Source organism: Pseudoruegeria sp. SK021 (assembly GCF_002119405.1).
Classification (GTDB): domain Bacteria; phylum Pseudomonadota; class Alphaproteobacteria; order Rhodobacterales; family Rhodobacteraceae; genus Meridianimarinicoccus.
Genome location: NZ_MTBG01000013.1, coordinates 1 through 15,133, shown reverse-complemented (window position 1 = coordinate 15,133; position 15,133 = coordinate 1). Strand labels below are relative to the sequence as shown.

The 15,133-nt window shown below is 60.5% G+C and carries 21 protein-coding genes and 1 tRNA gene; 9 read left to right on the top strand and 13 right to left on the bottom strand.

Annotated features, from left to right (window positions below; translation table 11 throughout):
- Window positions 1-58: 58 nt before the first annotated feature.
- Window positions 59-487, bottom strand: coding sequence for a TIGR01244 family sulfur transferase (locus BV911_RS09795; RefSeq protein WP_086053431.1), 429 nt, complete (start codon window positions 485-487; stop codon window positions 59-61).
- Between BV911_RS09795 and BV911_RS19160 the strand changes: the two genes are divergently transcribed.
- Both BV911_RS19160 and BV911_RS09790 read left to right on the top strand, forming a co-directional pair.
- A complete protein-coding gene (locus BV911_RS19160; protein WP_139840062.1) occupies window positions 486-797 on the top strand; it encodes a hypothetical protein in 312 nt (103 codons plus the stop codon). The genes BV911_RS09795 and BV911_RS19160 overlap by 2 nt on opposite strands.
- Window positions 798-821: 24 nt before the next feature.
- Complete coding sequence (locus BV911_RS09790) at window positions 822-1,031, top strand: hypothetical protein (RefSeq protein ID WP_086053430.1); 210 nt, start codon at window positions 822-824, stop codon at window positions 1,029-1,031.
- Between the two features lie 3 nt (window positions 1,032-1,034).
- Here the strand turns inward: BV911_RS09790 and BV911_RS09785 are convergent, their stop codons facing one another.
- Window positions 1,035-1,250 carry a hypothetical protein gene (locus tag BV911_RS09785; protein WP_086053429.1) on the bottom strand — a complete coding sequence of 72 codons (216 nt, stop codon included), beginning with the start codon at window positions 1,248-1,250 and terminating at the stop codon, window positions 1,035-1,037.
- A 122-nt stretch (window positions 1,251-1,372) separates the two neighbouring features.
- Here BV911_RS09785 and BV911_RS09780 point away from each other — a divergent pair, with 122 nt between their 5' ends.
- On the top strand, window positions 1,373-1,633 hold the full coding sequence (locus BV911_RS09780; protein ID WP_086053428.1) for a DUF2312 domain-containing protein: 261 nt from the start codon (window positions 1,373-1,375) through the stop codon (window positions 1,631-1,633).
- Window positions 1,634-1,780: 147 nt separating this feature from the next.
- Here BV911_RS09780 and BV911_RS09775 read toward each other — a convergent pair whose 3' ends face one another.
- Complete coding sequence (locus tag BV911_RS09775) at window positions 1,781-1,996, bottom strand: DUF1127 domain-containing protein (RefSeq protein WP_086053427.1); 216 nt, start codon at window positions 1,994-1,996, stop codon at window positions 1,781-1,783.
- A gap of 177 nt (window positions 1,997-2,173) precedes the next feature.
- Between BV911_RS09775 and BV911_RS09770 the strand changes: the two genes are divergently transcribed.
- Window positions 2,174-3,430, top strand: coding sequence for a sodium:proton antiporter (locus BV911_RS09770; RefSeq protein WP_086053426.1), 1,257 nt, complete (start codon window positions 2,174-2,176; stop codon window positions 3,428-3,430).
- A 144-nt stretch (window positions 3,431-3,574) separates the two neighbouring features.
- Window positions 3,575-4,177 (top strand): YceI family protein, encoded by a 603-nt coding sequence (locus BV911_RS09765; protein ID WP_205963832.1) that lies wholly within the window; start codon window positions 3,575-3,577, stop codon window positions 4,175-4,177.
- Between the two features lie 74 nt (window positions 4,178-4,251).
- Here the strand turns inward: BV911_RS09765 and BV911_RS09760 are convergent, their stop codons facing one another.
- The gene (locus BV911_RS09760; RefSeq protein WP_086053425.1) at window positions 4,252-5,481 is read right to left on the bottom strand and encodes a cytochrome b/b6 domain-containing protein; all 1,230 of its coding nucleotides are present in this window, start codon (window positions 5,479-5,481) and stop codon (window positions 4,252-4,254) included.
- 177 nt (window positions 5,482-5,658) lie between these two features.
- On the opposite strand from BV911_RS09760, the gene fabD reads away from it, so the two are divergent.
- From fabD to BV911_RS09745, 3 genes are all read left to right on the top strand, one after another.
- Entirely contained in the window at window positions 5,659-6,597 is a 939-nt protein-coding gene (gene fabD, locus BV911_RS09755; RefSeq protein WP_086053424.1) for an ACP S-malonyltransferase, read from the top strand.
- Window positions 6,598-6,650: 53 nt separating this feature from the next.
- Complete coding sequence (fabG, locus tag BV911_RS09750; RefSeq protein ID WP_086053423.1) at window positions 6,651-7,388, top strand: 3-oxoacyl-[acyl-carrier-protein] reductase; 738 nt, start codon at window positions 6,651-6,653, stop codon at window positions 7,386-7,388.
- A 198-nt stretch (window positions 7,389-7,586) separates the two neighbouring features.
- Entirely contained in the window at window positions 7,587-7,820 is a 234-nt protein-coding gene (locus BV911_RS09745) for an acyl carrier protein (RefSeq protein ID WP_086053422.1), read from the top strand.
- A 298-nt stretch (window positions 7,821-8,118) separates the two neighbouring features.
- On the opposite strand, the gene BV911_RS09740 is transcribed toward BV911_RS09745, so the two are convergent.
- The 8 genes from BV911_RS09740 to BV911_RS09705 all read right to left on the bottom strand — a co-directional run bounded on the left by BV911_RS09740 (window position 8,119) and on the right by BV911_RS09705 (window position 13,797).
- The gene (locus BV911_RS09740) at window positions 8,119-9,225 is read right to left on the bottom strand and encodes a 2'-deoxycytidine 5'-triphosphate deaminase (RefSeq protein ID WP_168184032.1); all 1,107 of its coding nucleotides are present in this window, start codon (window positions 9,223-9,225) and stop codon (window positions 8,119-8,121) included.
- Between the two features lie 76 nt (window positions 9,226-9,301).
- A tRNA-Pro gene (locus tag BV911_RS09735) sits at window positions 9,302-9,378 on the bottom strand.
- Window positions 9,379-9,450: 72 nt separating this feature from the next.
- On the bottom strand, window positions 9,451-10,380 hold the full coding sequence (locus BV911_RS09730) for a MerR family transcriptional regulator (protein ID WP_086053420.1): 930 nt from the start codon (window positions 10,378-10,380) through the stop codon (window positions 9,451-9,453).
- 17 nt (window positions 10,381-10,397) lie between these two features.
- On the bottom strand, window positions 10,398-10,700 hold the full coding sequence (gene ihfA / locus BV911_RS09725) for an integration host factor subunit alpha (protein WP_086053419.1): 303 nt from the start codon (window positions 10,698-10,700) through the stop codon (window positions 10,398-10,400).
- A 94-nt stretch (window positions 10,701-10,794) separates the two neighbouring features.
- Complete coding sequence (locus BV911_RS09720; protein WP_086053418.1) at window positions 10,795-11,766, bottom strand: beta-ketoacyl-ACP synthase III; 972 nt, start codon at window positions 11,764-11,766, stop codon at window positions 10,795-10,797.
- Window positions 11,763-12,878, bottom strand: coding sequence for a phosphate acyltransferase PlsX (gene plsX / locus BV911_RS09715; protein ID WP_086053417.1), 1,116 nt, complete (start codon window positions 12,876-12,878; stop codon window positions 11,763-11,765). Before plsX ends, BV911_RS09720 begins: the two co-directional genes overlap by 4 nt.
- A 23-nt stretch (window positions 12,879-12,901) precedes the next feature.
- Entirely contained in the window at window positions 12,902-13,108 is a 207-nt protein-coding gene (gene rpmF, locus BV911_RS09710) for a 50S ribosomal protein L32 (RefSeq protein WP_086053416.1), read from the bottom strand.
- Between the two features lie 161 nt (window positions 13,109-13,269).
- Complete coding sequence (locus tag BV911_RS09705; RefSeq protein ID WP_139840061.1) at window positions 13,270-13,797, bottom strand: DUF177 domain-containing protein; 528 nt, start codon at window positions 13,795-13,797, stop codon at window positions 13,270-13,272.
- 130 nt (window positions 13,798-13,927) lie between these two features.
- Here BV911_RS09705 and BV911_RS09700 point away from each other — a divergent pair, with 130 nt between their 5' ends.
- A complete protein-coding gene (locus tag BV911_RS09700; RefSeq protein WP_168184031.1) occupies window positions 13,928-14,407 on the top strand; it encodes an outer membrane protein assembly factor BamE in 480 nt (159 codons plus the stop codon).
- Window positions 14,408-14,420: 13 nt separating this feature from the next.
- On the opposite strand, the gene msrB is transcribed toward BV911_RS09700, so the two are convergent.
- Window positions 14,421-14,816, bottom strand: a complete 396-nt coding sequence (gene msrB, locus BV911_RS09695; RefSeq protein WP_086053413.1) for a peptide-methionine (R)-S-oxide reductase MsrB — start codon at window positions 14,814-14,816, stop codon at window positions 14,421-14,423.
- Between the last annotated feature and the right edge of the window lie 317 nt (window positions 14,817-15,133).

Genomic DNA, 15,133 nt, shown 5'->3' with positions numbered 1-15,133 from the left:
GCCTGCGCCGCCGAGCAATCTTAAATTTCGGCGGTTGGGCGGCGCGGCTGGCATCGTGTCAGCGGGCTTTGGCTGCCGCTTCGAAGCCAGCGCGCAATGGGCTGTGATCATAACCGGCGTTGCGGGTGGCTGTCAGGACCCCGTCCACGCCAAGGGTGGCTGCGTTCAGCATCGACCACACAATCGCCGACCGGTTGCCCGAGGCGCAATAGGCAAGGACCGGGCCATCAGAGCCGCCGATCGCGGCCTCCTGAGCATCCAATAACGCGGGCGAGAAACTGCCGGGAACGACGGGGTTCACCACGAAACGCAAGCCCTCGGCTTCGGCTGCAGCCCGGATTGCGTCGGCCTGCAACTCGGCCGGGACTTCTGGATCGGGGCGATTGCAGATGATTGTGGTAAATCCTGCTTGGCGGATTGCGGGCATGTCCTGAACCGCGATCTGCGGCGAGACGGCATAGGCGGGGGTGAGGGGGCGTATATCCATGGCGACCGGATTAGCCGCTTTGGGCCAAGGCGTCCAGATGGTGCCTGAGGGGCGGTATCACCCCGATTGCGGCTATCGTGGACGAGGTGAACTCCGACGCGGGACAGTGATCCGTGGCGGCATTCGTCCGAAAGGGCAGCCATCTGCGGCAATGGCCTCGGTCAGACACTATGTGTTGAGGGATCGCCCGTTGGCCGATGACTTGATTCATCGCAAGGCAGGGACCGGTGAAAAGATTTATCCTCAAGAAGCCGGACCCGGTGTCGTTGCACATTTCGCATACATCGCGATGGCGCAGGATCGCACATAGGCCAGACATGATTGGGGGGAAGCGATGACTGACACTGTTGCACGGTGGATCCGCGCGCTGAAGCACGAGGCCGCGCAGCCGGACGCCGATATCAAACGGTTACACGATGACCTCTGCGCTTTTGTGGCGCGCCTGCGCGCGGCGAACGTCCGGATTCCCGCGGCGCTGAAAGCTCTCGACGATGATTTGGAAGCGGAAATCGAAGAATCGCTGTACGATAACCTGCCTTTGTAAGCGTCAGCCGAGCGTGATGCCGAGGATGACGCACATCAGACCCAGCGCCGAGACCATCAGCGCGGCCAGATTAAGGGCGACCACTGATTTCAGTTTGGCGCGCAAGGCCTCATCACCAAGACCGGCCTTCTTGGCGCGGGTGGCGATCACGATGCAGGCGATGACGCCGCCAAGTCCAGCCAGCGAAATCGCGGCTCCGATCCAGATCAACACGTCCATAGGTGGTTCCCTCTGCTTTCCGCTGCCCTAGCCTGCAAGACGCCGTCCTGCAAGCCGCGAGACAGGCTTGCGACCGGGGGGAGGGGCGGTTAGGACATCGGCACAACCGAACAGGGGACCTCATGGACCAGATCGACACTGACAGCACCTATCGCGTGACTGCCGACGAGTTGCGGCAATTCATCGAGCGCATCGAACGGCTGGATGCGGAGAAAAAGGACATTGCAGAGCAGCAAAAAGAGGTGATGGCCGAAGCCAAAGGGCGCGGTTACGACACCAAAATTCTGCGCAAAGTGATCGCCCTGCGCAAGCGCGACAAGGATGACATTGCTGAAGAAGAAGCGGTGTTGGAACTGTACAAAGAGGCGCTGGGGATGGAGTGATCCATCTTCCCGCGGGCTGCGGTCCTGATGGTGCGTTCGGCCAAATCGACGGCTGAAGCGTGAGGTCAGGACGCGCCCAAGGGGGCAAAGTGAACTAGGGTGGGGACTGGCGGCACCGATTTGGTGCGGGTCCCGCGCCCGAAAGCATTAGCCTTCAAACGCGTGCCGACGTGCGATTTCTGCGATATCCGTGCGGTGGATGCCGATATCAGTAAGCTCACGGTTGGAAAAAGAATTCAGCTCATTGACGGTCTTGTTATAGGCTGCGACGCGCGAACGGCGCTCTTTGATGTTCGAGAGAAGGCCGCGAATCCGACCACTAAAACTTGAATCATACGCGCGAAAGTCATTGGCGAGTGCCATGGGGGAAGTCCTTTGGTTGCGCCGTCGACAAAGATGCGGCGGCATTCTGTTCTGTTGTTGGGTATTTATGAAAATGCTGCGCCTGCACAATAGGCGGAATGGAAACCCCGGCATGACTTGACTGCATGGCTTGGCCCGGTCCAAAGGACAATGCAGGCGAGCGGGGCGCGTAACGATATGACCGGATTTTTCATTCTTTGCTTGATTACGGCGCTTTATAGTTTGTTTGCTGAGCGTCTGTCTTCAAGCATGCTGACGGCACCGATGGTGTTTTTGGCGCTAGGGGCGGGCCTGTCGGTCTCGGGCCTCTTGCCGCTCGGAGACATCGAACACTTGTTGGACCCCGTGGCCGAGTTGGCGCTGGTGGTGCTGTTGTTTCTTGATGCGGCCAAGCTGGATGTTGCCGCATTGCGCAACAGTCACGCTTGGCCGGTGCGGATGCTACTGCTGGGTTTGCCGTTGGCAATTTTGCTGGGTTGTGTGACCGCCGCGGTCCTGTTCCCCGACTGGCCGTGGGTTGTCGCGGCGTTGGCGGCGGCCATTCTGGCGCCGACGGATGCCGCACTGGGGCAGGCCGTGGTGAGCAATCCTGACATGCCGGCACGTCCGAAGCGCGCCCTGATCGTCGAATCGGGCCTGAATGACGGCTTGGCCTTGCCAGCGATTTTGTTATTTGCCAGCCTCACGGCGGAAGTCTCGGACCAGACGGGGCGGGATTGGGCGCTGTTTGCGGCGATGCAGCTTGTGCTGGGGCCGTTGGCGGGGATCATCGTGGGCGCCTTGGGGAGTCGGGCGTTATTATGGGCCCGAGATCGCGGGATGACCACCGACACCTATGAGGGCATCGCGACCCTGACTTTTGCCGGCGGGTCTTATTTGCTGGCTGAATTGATTGGTGGCAACGGTTTCATCGCGGCTTTTGTCGCTGGTATGAGCTTCGGCAGCGTCATCAAGGGACGGATCCGCTTCGTCTATGATTTTACCGACAGCGAAGGGCAATTGCTGGCTTGGGCCGCGTTCTTCTTGATGGGGGCGGCGCTGATTCCCGAAGCGCTGATGGCGCTGACCTGGCCGATGCTTGGGCTGATCCTTGCCAGCTTGTTCTGCCTGCGGCCTCTGGCGATTTGGCTGTCGTTGCTGGGGACCGACGCGGCCCCGGTCACGCGGCTGTTTTTCGGCTGGTTCGGACCGCGAGGCTTGGCGACGGCGCTGTTTGCGCTGGTGGTGGTAGAGCAGATCGACCACGTCTACGGCGATGTCATTTTGCATCTGGCGGTCAATACGGTTTGGATCAGTGCGCTGTTGCACGGCGCATCGGCCGCATTCGGGGCCCGTTGGTACGGTGAACGGGTGGCGCGAATGGCGCCCTGTGCCGAATCCGCCGAAGTGACGCACCGGGCGGTGCCGCGGCCGCACCCCCGTCATCGCCAGTGATCGCAAGCACGGCCTCAGCCGACCTGTTCATTCCCGAAGGTGTCCTGTTGGGTGGCGCAGGATTGATTGCGCCTGCAATGCCGTTACCTGTACCGCGACTGGCAGGCCGATGTGGTCTGTGTGTTTTCTAGTTTGGAGCCGAATATGAACAAGACCTTGCGTGCTGTTGTCTGTGGTCTGACCGCTGCTTTAACCACCACTGCGGCCTTTGCCGAGCCTGCGACCTATACGATCGATCCGAGCCACAGTCAGGCGATCTTTACATACAATCATATCGGGTTTTCGAACACCTCGGGCATGGTGTCCGGCTTTGAAGGCGACATTCAACTCGACGCCGAAAACCCCGCCAATTCTGCGGTCTCGGTCACAATTCCGATGAGCGCGTTCACCACCGGATGGGATGCCCGCGACGAGCACTTTCTAACCACCGGTGAGTTCTTCACGCCGGATGCCACGGTAATCTCGTTCCAATCGACGGGGGTTGAGGTCACGGGCGATACGACGGCGTTGATTACCGGCGATCTGACCTTGAATGACATCACCAAGGAAATCGTCTTGGACGCGGTTCTGAACAGCACCGGCGAGTATCCGTTCCCGCCTTACGCCGGACGCCCCGCAGCCGGTTTTGACGCGACCACAACGGTGTTGCGCAGTGATTTCGGTCTGGGCCTCTATGCGCCCTACATTTCGGATGAAATTACGGTGAAGATTTCCCTCGAAGCGATGCAGATCGAAGATCCGGCCTAAGCCACTTCCATCGACGGTTCGAACTAATCTGGCCGCCGGGGGTTCCCGGCGGCCAGTGTCGTAAGGGGAGCAGGCTATGGCGCGGTTTCGGTGGCCGTCAGCGCTACGGAGACATCCACTTGAAACGCCACCGTCTTTTCATCGCCGTAAGCGTCAGTTCCGATGAGAAAATTGCGTCGGTCAACCGTGGTGGTCCCAGTCATCGCTGCAACGCCGCCCGTGAGTGTTAGGGTGAACGGCAACGTCAGGGGGACCTCACGGCCTTTCAGGGTCAGGGTGCCGTCGGCCAGATAAGCATCCGGTGTAGACGGGTCCGCAATGATCTCGGCGTGGAAGGTGGCGGTGGGAAAGGTCGCGGCATCGAAGAATTCATGTTTAAGCGCTTCTGTCGTGACGGTGCCCAAGGTGAGTGAACCGATAGCGATATCCACCGCGACAGTGCCCTTTATCGATCCCGCAGCCTCAGGGTCGAAGGTGATGGCCGCCGACCAGTCAGAAAAGCTGCCGTCAAGAATCGCCCCGAATTGGGTCACGCTGATGCCGAGATGGCCCTCTTGTACCGTCCAACCCGAAGGTTGGGTGGCAGGGGATGGTGCGGTCGGCGCGCGTATTGCCGAGGTCTCGGGCGCGGTTAAACTGAGCCCCGCTGCAATTGCAATGGCGACGCCATAGATCACTACAGCGGCAAGGATCGGAGACTTATGGTGCGGGGCCGGTGTGCCGCCAGCCTCGGTGTGCCCCGGCAGCATCCGGGTCAAGGTGAGGTCGCGGTCGATCACATGGTGCTTCAAGGCACCTATGATGTGCAGCACCACCGACGCCGCCAGAACCTTGGTGAACACCTCATGCAAACCCCCGAAAAAATGCGACAGGGTCGGGTCCTGCGGCACCAGCGGCAGGCCTTGTCCGAACGGCCACCAGATCGGGGCAAAGCCGGCTGAGGCCGCGTGACTGATCCAGCCTGACAGCGGGACGATTACAAGCGAGATGTAGAGCAGCCAATGCACCGTTTCGGCAAGCCAGCTTTCGATTCTCCGATCCGGATGTAGCAGGACGGGTTTCGGCTGGGTGATTGCCCACAGGATCCGAAGTAAAGCGACCGCGAAAATCGTAATGCCAATCGTCTTGTGCAGGCTGAACAACGTGCCCTTCAAGGCCAAGGCGTTGGATGTGTCATAGGCCATGTCATTGGCGATCAGGCCGAGGGGCAGTTCGGTCAGGATCAACAGCGCGGTCAGCCAGTGAAAGGTCTTGGTCACAGCACCATAGCTGCGCGGGGTGTTGCGGAAACGGGATGTGGCCATTGTGGGCTCCGGAATGAGGGTGTCGCGACTTTAGCCGAGGCCGGGCCGACACGATATGGCAGGCACCGCACAGGTCCCGTGCACCGCTGCGCGTGATTGCAACAGGGGATATTGCACGGTATTGCAGGGGGATGGATCACGAAGGCCCGCCGATCCGGGCCCGTTGAAGGAGGTGCCATGACCCGCGCATTCGTATTCCCCGGCCAAGGGGCGCAGACCATCGGTATGGGCAAGGCGCTGGCCGATCATTATCCCGCCGCGCGTGCGGTATTCGACGAGGTGGATGACGCATTGGATGCGCGGCTGTCGGATCTGATCTGGACCGGAGAGATCGAGGCCCTGACCTTGACCGAAAACGCCCAGCCCGCGTTGATGGCCTGTTCGCTGGCTGTGGTCCGAGCATTGGAAGCCGAAGGTATTCAAATTGCCGACGGCGCCTTTGTGGCCGGGCATTCGCTGGGGGAATATTCGGCTCTGGCCGCGGCACGGGCGCTGACCATTGCTGATACGGCGCGGCTGTTGCGGCAACGGGGCCAAGCCATGCAGGCGGCAGTGCCGGTGGGCGTTGGCGCGATGGCCGCGATCCTTGGTCTGGATTTTGATGCCCTGACTGAGGTTGCTGCCGAGGCGGCCGAGGCCGAGGTCTGTCAGGCCGCAAATGACAACGATCCGGGGCAGGTTGTGGTTTCGGGCCATGCCGCCGCGGTCGAACGTGCTGTGGCGCTTGCCAAAGCCAAAGGGGCCAAGCGGGCCGTTCTTCTTCCGGTCTCGGCGCCGTTTCATTGCTCCCTGATGCAGCCTGCCGCCGAAGCAATGGCGCAGGCCTTGGCCGATGTGACGATCGCCGCGCCGGTCGTGCCTTTGGTGGCGAATGTGACCGCCAGCGCCACCAGCGACCCCGAAACCATCCGGGCGCAACTGATCACGCAGATCACCGGGTCGGTGCGGTGGCGCGAGAGTGTCCTGTACATGGCCGGGCAGGGCGTGACCGAGATTTGGGAGCTGGGCGCTGGCAAGGCGCTGTCGGGCATGGTGCGCCGGATTGACCGGTCTGTGACCTGCACGGCCATTGCCTCGCCCGACGATATTTCCGCCCTGTTGGCGGCCCAAGCCTAAGGCGTGGCCCAACGGGACCATCACCGCACTTACGAAAAGAGAAACGGGACTTCATGTTTGATCTGACTGGAAAAACCGCGCTGGTCACCGGCGCTTCGGGCGGCATTGGCGCCGAGATTGCCAAGACGCTTCATGCTGCGGGCGCGACCGTGGCCTTGTCAGGAACGCGGATCATGCCGCTGGATGCCTTGGCCAAGGAACTGGGCGAGCGGACCCATGTCCTGCCGTGCAACCTGTCGGATGCCACTGCGGTCGAAGCTTTGCCAAAGCAGGCGATCGAAGCAATGGGCGGCATCGATATTCTGGTGAACAATGCCGGGGTCACCCGGGACAATCTGTTCATGCGGATGTCGAACGATGAATGGGCCGAGGTGCTGGAGATCAACCTGACCGCCACGATGCGGTTGTGTCGGGGTGTGCTGCGCGGAATGATGAAAAAGCGCTGGGGCCGGATTGTGAACATCAGCTCGGTGGTTGGCGCGACGGGCAATCCGGGGCAGGGCAACTACGCGGCGGCCAAGGCCGGGATGGTCGGCATGTCGAAATCGCTGGCCTATGAGGTTGCCAGCCGTGGCATCACAGTGAACGCTGTGGCCCCGGGATTCATCACCACTGCGATGACGGACAAACTGACCGACGATCAGAAGTCCGCGATTCTTGGCAATGTTCCGACCGGACGGATGGGCGAACCTGCCGAGATCGCGGCGGCGGTGCTTTATCTTGCCAGCGCAGAAGCCGGATATACCACCGGCACGGTCTTGCATGTGAACGGCGGCATGGCCATGATTTAACAACGGGTCCTAGCTGTGGGGGATGTGGCGAAAGCGTTTGCCTTCAGTTTCCCATATGCTATAGGCCACGCAGCTTTGCCGGGGTCAGGGGATCATTCCCGCTGCTAGGCAGGACGATGGGCTGAAGAGCCCGGTAAGACCCGGACGGGTCAGAATTCGAAAACGGGCAAGACCCCCGAAGACCATAGAGGAACGAACATGAGCGACATCGCAGATCGCGTTAAGAAGATCGTCGTCGAGCACCTGGGTGTGGACGAAGCGAAAGTGACCGAGAACGCATCCTTCATCGACGATCTGGGCGCAGACAGCCTTGATACCGTTGAGCTGGTTATGGCCTTCGAAGAAGAGTTCAGCATCGAGATTCCCGATGATGCGGCTGAAACGATCCAGACTTTCGGCGACGCGGTGAAGTTCATCTCCGAAGCGGTCTGATCTACATCATTCGCGACATAACAAAGAATTGGCGTCCTTCGGGGCGCCTTTTTTATGGTCGATCCTGTGCGGCCCAGCCGCGGTCCTCGCCGTCTGGCGCCGGTCCGCAAGGCTGGACGCGATCCCGTAGGGCGGGCCCAAGACTGCTGAACTTGCGGCGGCGTCGAGCGGAGCCACGCGCGGTTGAATTCGGGCCATCCGGCTCTGATCCGATTGAACGGTGTGCACGGCACAACTGCGCTTCCCCAACAGGGGCGCGAGGTCAGATCAGTGAGCGTGGAATGCGCAATGCCTTTGGCTAAACGCCGTGGAAATGCTTGGACAGCTTCAGGCCCTGGCCCTGATAGTTGGACGCGCTGGCCGATCCGTACAGCCGCTCTGGCGGGGTCCGCATATGTTCATACAGCAATCGTCCCACCCGCTGGCCATGCTCTAGCAGGAACGGCGATTCGTGACAGCGGACTTCTAAAACACCGCGGGACCCGGTGCCGCCGGCCTGTGCATGGCCAAAGCCGGGGTCGAAAAAGCCTGCGTAATGGACCCGAAACTCGCCAACCAACGCCATATACGGCGCCATTTCAGCGGCATAATCCGGGGGAATGTGCACGGCTTCGCGGCTGACAAGGATATAAAATGCGCCGGGATCAAGAATCAAACCGCCATGGTCGCTGTGTAGGGGATCCCAGAAATCCGACACCGCATAGGCCCCGATCCTGTCCATGTCGATGACGCCGGAATGAGGTTTGGCGCGGTAACCGACAATGCCGTCGCTTCGCGGTTCCAGATCGACCGAGAAGCCGAGGCCACCGTCGATGTGGGGCGGGGTGTCCACCAGCCCGACCTGCTCATGCAAGGCGCGCAACGCGTCATCATCAAGACCGGCTTCCCCGTTGCGGAACCTGATCTGGTTCAGGCGCATGCCGGGGCGCACCAGAACGGAAAAGCTGCGCGGGCAAATTTCGGCATAAAGCGGGCCGTGATAGCCTGCCGGGATCCGATCAAATTCGCTGCCTTGGTCGATGATGGTCCGGGTGAGAAGATCCAACCGCCCCGTCGAGCTTTTGGCATTGGCGACGGCCTGAACATCCTCGGGCAGGGCGAGATGTTCCATCAACGGGACCACATAGACGCAGCCCTTTTCAAGAACGGCCCCCGGACCCAGATCGACCTTGTGCATCTGAAACTCGGCCAGACGGTCGGCGACGGTCTTTCCCGAACCGGTCAGAAAGGACGCCCGTACGCGGTAAGCCGTATGGCCAAGCCGCAAGTCAAGCGACGCCGGTTGAAACTGAATTTCCTCGACCGGAGAACTGCCCGAAATCTGGCCCGTTGCAACCATCGTGCGCAGGTCCTGAATAGGCAGGACACCGCAACGATCTGAGGCGTAAGATTGGTCTATGGTCATCGAGGCCCTCTCCATCCTGGGACGGCTTGAAATGCAAAAAGCCCGCAGCCCCTTTATAGGGTGCGAGCCTTGCAACTGGTCGGGCCAGCAGGGTTCGAACCTGCGACCTCCCGTCCCCCAGACGGACGCGCTACCAGGCTGCGCTATGGCCCGACCGGAGGCCTATTTAACAGGTCTATGGGGCAGGGCAAGGCACAAACCGCAGGAATTTCGGGTTTTTGTCTGTCACTCTGGCGGGGTGTGGAGGGCGGATAGGCGCGCATATAGATCGGACAGAGCCGCGCGTGCGGCGGGCTGCGGAAACGACGCCGGAGAGAGGGCCCGCAGGCAGGCGGACAGTGGAATGGCCCTGCCCGGAAGCCGTGCATCATCATCGGGATCGTCGGGATTTTGGTCGTCTGATGTCGATGAAAGCGGGAGGGTAATCACAGAGTCCGCCGCCGTGACCGCAGGCGAAATGGCTGCGTCGTCGTCTTGCCCGAGATCAGGTGTGTCGGCGCCCATAGGGACGTCGTCTTCATCGAGGTCCGACTCGACGCTGTCATCGAAAAAGAAGCCAATCGGCGGGGGGGCTATCTCGCTCCCGTGCGAAGACAAGTCGTCTGCGTCTTCAGTGGCTTCAACGGCGGCGGGGTGGGGGGCGGCGGACCGGATAAAAGCGGGCGTCGGCCCGGTCTCGGCCGCATCGGGGGGCGTCGAAACTTGATCTTCTGCCGCGTCGTCCGGGTGATCTTCGGGTTCGGCCATGGGGCCGCTTTCGGAAGGCGGGGGCGCATCTTCAACCACAGAGACGTCGGGCGAGGTCGTGACGTCCGACTGGTCGGGCGTATCTGCGAGGGCGGGGTCTTCGGCTTCTGGCTCTGCCGACTGCGCACCGAACGTCATTGGCGGCGAAAAGGCGGCGACGGCCTCTGAACCTTCTGCTTCCAGTTTAGACTGAACCGCCTTGATGGTGTGACCCTCAGTGTGCAGCAGGTGTTTGATCCCACCCAATAACTGCATGTCTTCGGGGCGATAATACCGCCGTCCGCCCGCCCGCTTGACGGGGGCGATTTCGGGAAAGCGGCTTTCCCAAAAGCGCAGCACATGGGCGGGCGTCTCAAGCCAATGCGCAACTTCGCTGATCGTCCGGAAGGCTTGGGGCGATTTTTTCATCTCTGTGCCGGTTCGGCTCAGCTTTTGTTGCCTTGGGCAACACGCTCTTTCATCAGATGGGATGGGCGGAAGGTCAAAACCCGGCGGGGGTGGATTGGCACTTCTTCTCCGGTCTTGGGATTCCGGCCAACGCGGGCTGCCTTGTCGCGGATATTGAAGGTTCCGAAAGACGAAATCTTGACGGAATCGCCACTGGCAAGCGTGTCGCTTAGATGCGCCAGAACCGATTCAACCAATTGCGACGATTCATTTCGGGAAAGTCCGACCTCGCGAAAAACAGCCTCGCTCAGATCCATTCGGGTTAAAGTCTTGCCACTCATTGATCGTCTCCAAAACGTCAGCGTCAGGATAGTGCTAGCACGATTTTTCTGTCAATGGGCGTTTCGATGTCGCAAATGCCCATTTTTGTTCAGGTTACCAGCGCAGAACCACGGATCCCCACGCCAAACCGCCGCCAATCGCTTCGACAACCAGAAGATCGTTGGCTTTGATCTGCCCGCGTTGTTTGCCAACCGACAAAGCAAGGGGAATCGATGCGGCAGAGGTATTGCCATGATCCTGAACCGTCAGGACGACCCGCTCCATCGGCACATCCATCCGCTGGGCGGTTGCCTTGATGATTCTCAGGTTGGCTTGATGCGGAACAATCCAGTCCACATCGGCACTGGTCAGGTTGGCTTTGTCGAGCGCCGCTTCCGCGGTCTCGGCCAGCTTTTCGACGGCATGGCGAAAGACCTCGCGGCCCTGCATTTTGAGGTGCCCGGTGGTGCCGGTCGAGACCCCGCCATCAACATAAAGAATATCGCGGTGGCGTCCGTCAGAATGTAAATCGGATGAAAGAATGCCGCGATCCGCAGAGGTTCCTGCCCCTTCGGCCCGTTCCAGAATCACGGCGCCGGCGCCGTCGCCGAACAACACGCAGGTGGTGCGGTCGGTCCAATCAAGGATGCGGCTGAAGGTTTCGGCGCCGATCACGAGGATGCGGTCCGCCTGACCCGATAGAATCATGCCGTTGGCATTCGCCAGAGCAAACACAAATCCGGCGCAAACAGCCTGAACGTCAAAGGCAAAGCCCGACGTCATGCCCAACGCATCCTGAACCATGGTCGCAGCTGACGGGAAGGTCAGATCGGCGGTCGAGGTGGCCACAACGATGGCGTCAATGTCGTCAATTGTCAGGCCGGCATCGATCAGTGCCGCACGCGCGGCCCTTGCGGCCAGATCAGAGGTGGTCTGACCTTCGGCTGCGAAATGCCGTCGCTCGATCCCAGACCGCGACCTGATCCAGTCGTCACTGGTTTCAAGTTCGGCAGGAAAGTCATTGTTTTCAACAACTCTGTCCGGAAGGTAGTGACCTACTCCCCGTATCACAGCACGTATTGTCATTCTTTGGTACCGACCGGTTGGCTTGGGTGAGAGCCACCTTGGACCGGGGTGGACAGGGATGCAACCCGTGCCGCAATCCGTTCCGGAATATCCGCCTGACCCAGTTCGAAGGCCAGTTTGATCGCCGCCGAGATGCCGGTCGCATCTGCCGATCCGTGCGATTTCACGACCGAGCCGTTCAAACCAAGGAAAACGCCGCCGTTGACCCGGCGGGGGTCGATTCGTTTCGCCAAACGCCGCAACGAGGTCAGGGCCAACAGGGCCGCCACGCGGGACATCGGAGAATATTTGAAGGCGTCACTCAGCAGGTCGCGGATCAATTTGGCAGTGCCTTCGCCGGTCTTTAGCGCGACGTTGCCGCTGAATCCGTCGGTGACCACCACATCCACCCGGTCCGAGAGTAAGTCACCCCCTTCCACATATCCAATGAACTGGAAGTTGGCGGATTGGGAGGCGGCGGAAATCATGTCGAAAGCGACCTTCAACTCGGCGCGGCCTTTATGCTCTTCTGTGCCGACGTTCAGCAGGCCGACGCGCGGACGCTCCAAATTCAGGCCGACCCGGGCATAGGATGCCCCCATCAGTGCGTATTGCAAAAGGTCTTCGGCGTCGGCGCGAATATCAGCGCCGGCATCAAGCATCACGTTGAACCCTGAGGGATTTCGTGACGGCCACAGACAGGCAATTGCCGGCCGGTTGATGCCTTGAATTTTGCGCAGACGCAGCATCGACATCGCCATCAGCGCGCCGGTGTTGCCACAGGACACACAGACCGAGGCTTCACGGTCGCGAACAGCCTCAATGGCCGCCCACATGGACGTGTCTTTGCCGTGGCGCATTGCATTGCTGGGCTTGGTGTCCATTGTCACGACGCCGGGGGCGTCGCGCACAATGCATCGATCTCGCAACGCCCGCTTGCGGGCGATCAGTGTGTCCAACTCGTCTTTCTTGCCGAACACAATGAAGCGTATATCGGGATTTTTAGCGGCTGATTGTTCCATCCCCGCAACCACTGGCGCGGGGCCGGAATCGCCACCCATAGCGTCGATCGAAATTACGACAGTTTTCGTGAGGGCGCGGTGCGTGACCGTGTCAGACTCCCGTGCCATCATGAAATACCGCGCGCGTCAGATCTTCAAGCCGCGTCTTCGTCCAGATCGATATCCTCGACCATCGCGATGACTTCACGATCGGCATAGTGACCGCAGGACGGGCAAACGTGGTGCGGACGCTTCAGTTCACCGCAATTGGTGCACTCGTTGGGATTTCCAGCGACCAACGCATCGTGCGAACGGCGCATGTTCCGGCGCGACCGGGTGATCTTACTCTTTGGGACAGCCATGTGACAACCTCGGATGGTGGGCGCATGGCCCTTTGGCAGACTTGCGGGTCAGTAGGCCCCCCGAAAGAGGGTCAAGACTCGCGTTAAAACGGAACCGGAGTGATAGCGGTTTTATATCAGGGTGCAAGTGGTTTTTTGGGCGCGTGGGGGCCAAGTCGAGGTTAGGTGTCGTCTGAGCTGCCCAATTTACGTTTAAGATCGGCCAAACCGGCAAACGGGCGCAGATCTTCGTCCCGCAATGGGGTTTTGCCTGGTTCAGTGAAATTGGTTTCGTCCAGCGCGGCCCCTTCGACGCGCGGGTAGGGCGGCAGCGCGAGGGAAAGTCCTTCCAGTAGAATCGCAGTCAGATCGAGTGACGTTGGCAGCGGCTCAAGCGAGTCGTCATCGGGCATTTCCATTTCGCTGTCCGTAACGGTGTCATCAACACCGGCGCGAAACCGCAATTCCAAACTGTCTTCGATCCGCGTGCGCACGGGGGCGAGGGTCGCCACGCAAGCCTGCGTCACGGTTGCGGCGAATTTGGCGGTCAGGTCCCAGTCTCGGTCGCCGACCGCAGTCAGCTTTCCGTCCATTCGGGCCTTCTGGACGTCGAGAATATCCAGGTCCTTGGCCATTTGGCGCAGGGTTTCAGTGTCGGGCACGAACGAGACGGGCACCGGTTTGCGTCGCGAGAGATCAGATAGGCGCAAGCGCGATCCGTGATCACCGGCGGCGGAAGAAGATGGTTTGCTTGGGGCCAATCCGGGTATCCATTCTTGTACAAAAGCGATGTCTTAGGTAATCGGGTGCCAGATGTCGTCCCGACAGGCAAGGAAGAAGATGGCGAACGCGTCCAGCAAAACGAATTTCCGGGTTCGATCCGGCAGCCGGATTCTGGGCTTAGTGATCGGGATGTCGGTTCTGTCTGCGTGCAATCCGACCATCGACAACCACGGTTATGTGCCGCCCCCCAGCGAACTTGCCAAGGTTGTGGTCGGCACGGACACGCGGGAAACCGTGGTGGAAAAGATCGGTGCGCCGATCAACACCGGTTTCGATAACAATAACGCGTGGTACTATGTGTCCTCCCGCCGTCAGAACCGGGGCATCCTGCCGCCCAAGGAAATTGAGCGTCAGGTTTTGGCCATCGATTTCGCTGATGCCGGGCAAGTCACGGACATTCGCCGTTATGGCATTGAGCACGGGCAGTTGGTTGTTTTGACCGGCCGCACAACGAATCCTCCGGTTCGCGATATCGGGTTCCTGCGGTCGATCTTTGGCAATATCGGCACGCCTACGGCAGCGGAAGTCCTGCAATAGGCCGGCATCCAGTTTAGGCGTCAGGTTCAAACTCTAACGCCACACCATTCAGGCAATAGCGCAGACCGGTCGGCTTCGGGCCGTCCGGGAAGACGTGACCCAGATGGGCATCGCAGCGATTGCAGTGCACCTCGGTCCGCCGCATGAACAACGTCCGGTCCACCTGTTCGCCGACCAAATCATCGTCCAGCGGAGCATAGAAACTTGGCCAACCGGTGCCGCTGTCGAATTTGGTGTCCTGCCCGAACAACGGCGCGCCGCAGCAGATACATAGAAATGTGCCAGGGTCTTTCGGAAAGTTGTCATGACTGAACGCGCGTTCAGTGCCGTGCTTGCGGGTGACCTTGTAGGCAAGTGGCGACAATTGCGCTTGCCATTCCGCATCAGATTTCACGATTTTGTCGGTCATTGAGGGGGTCCTTTCGGTTGTCGTGGTGTCCGCGCTGCGCCGCGCCCGCCAGTCTTGATCGTGGCGCGCAAACCGGAACGCTGGTGTCGCAGGCGACCTTCACCCTTATCTAGGCCTTGGATCGACACGCGCCAACCGAGAAACAACCGTGACCGCTGGGCTTGGGTTCCCCGAGCACCTGCTGGCGTGCGGAAGGTCAGGGGCTGCCCGCCGAATCAGTGCCGGTCGTCGGGCCGATATCCGGCAGGGCGATCACGTCCGGTTTCTTGCGAAAGCCGCACGGCGGTCGGATCGCAGGGCCGGGAAGGGGGGGGGCG

Coding starts and splice junctions, on each gene's coding strand:
- BV911_RS09775 (WP_086053427.1), bottom strand. CDS start 1,996: ATGGCACTCGCCAATGACTTTCGCGCGTATGATTCAAGTTTTAGTGGT.
- BV911_RS09785 (WP_086053429.1), bottom strand. CDS start 1,250: ATGGACGTGTTGATCTGGATCGGAGCCGCGATTTCGCTGGCTGGACTT.
- fabD (WP_086053424.1), top strand. CDS start 5,659: ATGACCCGCGCATTCGTATTCCCCGGCCAAGGGGCGCAGACCATCGGT.
- BV911_RS09770 (WP_086053426.1), top strand. CDS start 2,174: ATGACCGGATTTTTCATTCTTTGCTTGATTACGGCGCTTTATAGTTTG.
- BV911_RS09745 (WP_086053422.1), top strand. CDS start 7,587: ATGAGCGACATCGCAGATCGCGTTAAGAAGATCGTCGTCGAGCACCTG.
- rpmF (WP_086053416.1), bottom strand. CDS start 13,108: ATGGCTGTCCCAAAGAGTAAGATCACCCGGTCGCGCCGGAACATGCGC.
- BV911_RS09790 (WP_086053430.1), top strand. CDS start 822: ATGACTGACACTGTTGCACGGTGGATCCGCGCGCTGAAGCACGAGGCC.
- msrB (WP_086053413.1), bottom strand. CDS start 14,816: ATGACCGACAAAATCGTGAAATCTGATGCGGAATGGCAAGCGCAATTG.
- BV911_RS09780 (WP_086053428.1), top strand. CDS start 1,373: ATGGACCAGATCGACACTGACAGCACCTATCGCGTGACTGCCGACGAG.
- ihfA (WP_086053419.1), bottom strand. CDS start 10,700: ATGAGTGGCAAGACTTTAACCCGAATGGATCTGAGCGAGGCTGTTTTT.
- BV911_RS09730 (WP_086053420.1), bottom strand. CDS start 10,380: ATGAAAAAATCGCCCCAAGCCTTCCGGACGATCAGCGAAGTTGCGCAT.
- plsX (WP_086053417.1), bottom strand. CDS start 12,878: ATGATGGCACGGGAGTCTGACACGGTCACGCACCGCGCCCTCACGAAA.
- BV911_RS09700 (WP_168184031.1), top strand. CDS start 13,928: ATGGCGAACGCGTCCAGCAAAACGAATTTCCGGGTTCGATCCGGCAGC.
- BV911_RS09720 (WP_086053418.1), bottom strand. CDS start 11,766: ATGACAATACGTGCTGTGATACGGGGAGTAGGTCACTACCTTCCGGAC.
- BV911_RS09795 (WP_086053431.1), bottom strand. CDS start 487: ATGGATATACGCCCCCTCACCCCCGCCTATGCCGTCTCGCCGCAGATC.
- BV911_RS19160 (WP_139840062.1), top strand. CDS start 486: ATGGCGACCGGATTAGCCGCTTTGGGCCAAGGCGTCCAGATGGTGCCT.
- BV911_RS09765 (WP_205963832.1), top strand. CDS start 3,575: ATGAACAAGACCTTGCGTGCTGTTGTCTGTGGTCTGACCGCTGCTTTA.
- BV911_RS09760 (WP_086053425.1), bottom strand. CDS start 5,481: ATGGCCACATCCCGTTTCCGCAACACCCCGCGCAGCTATGGTGCTGTG.
- fabG (WP_086053423.1), top strand. CDS start 6,651: ATGTTTGATCTGACTGGAAAAACCGCGCTGGTCACCGGCGCTTCGGGC.
- BV911_RS09740 (WP_168184032.1), bottom strand. CDS start 9,225: ATGACCATAGACCAATCTTACGCCTCAGATCGTTGCGGTGTCCTGCCT.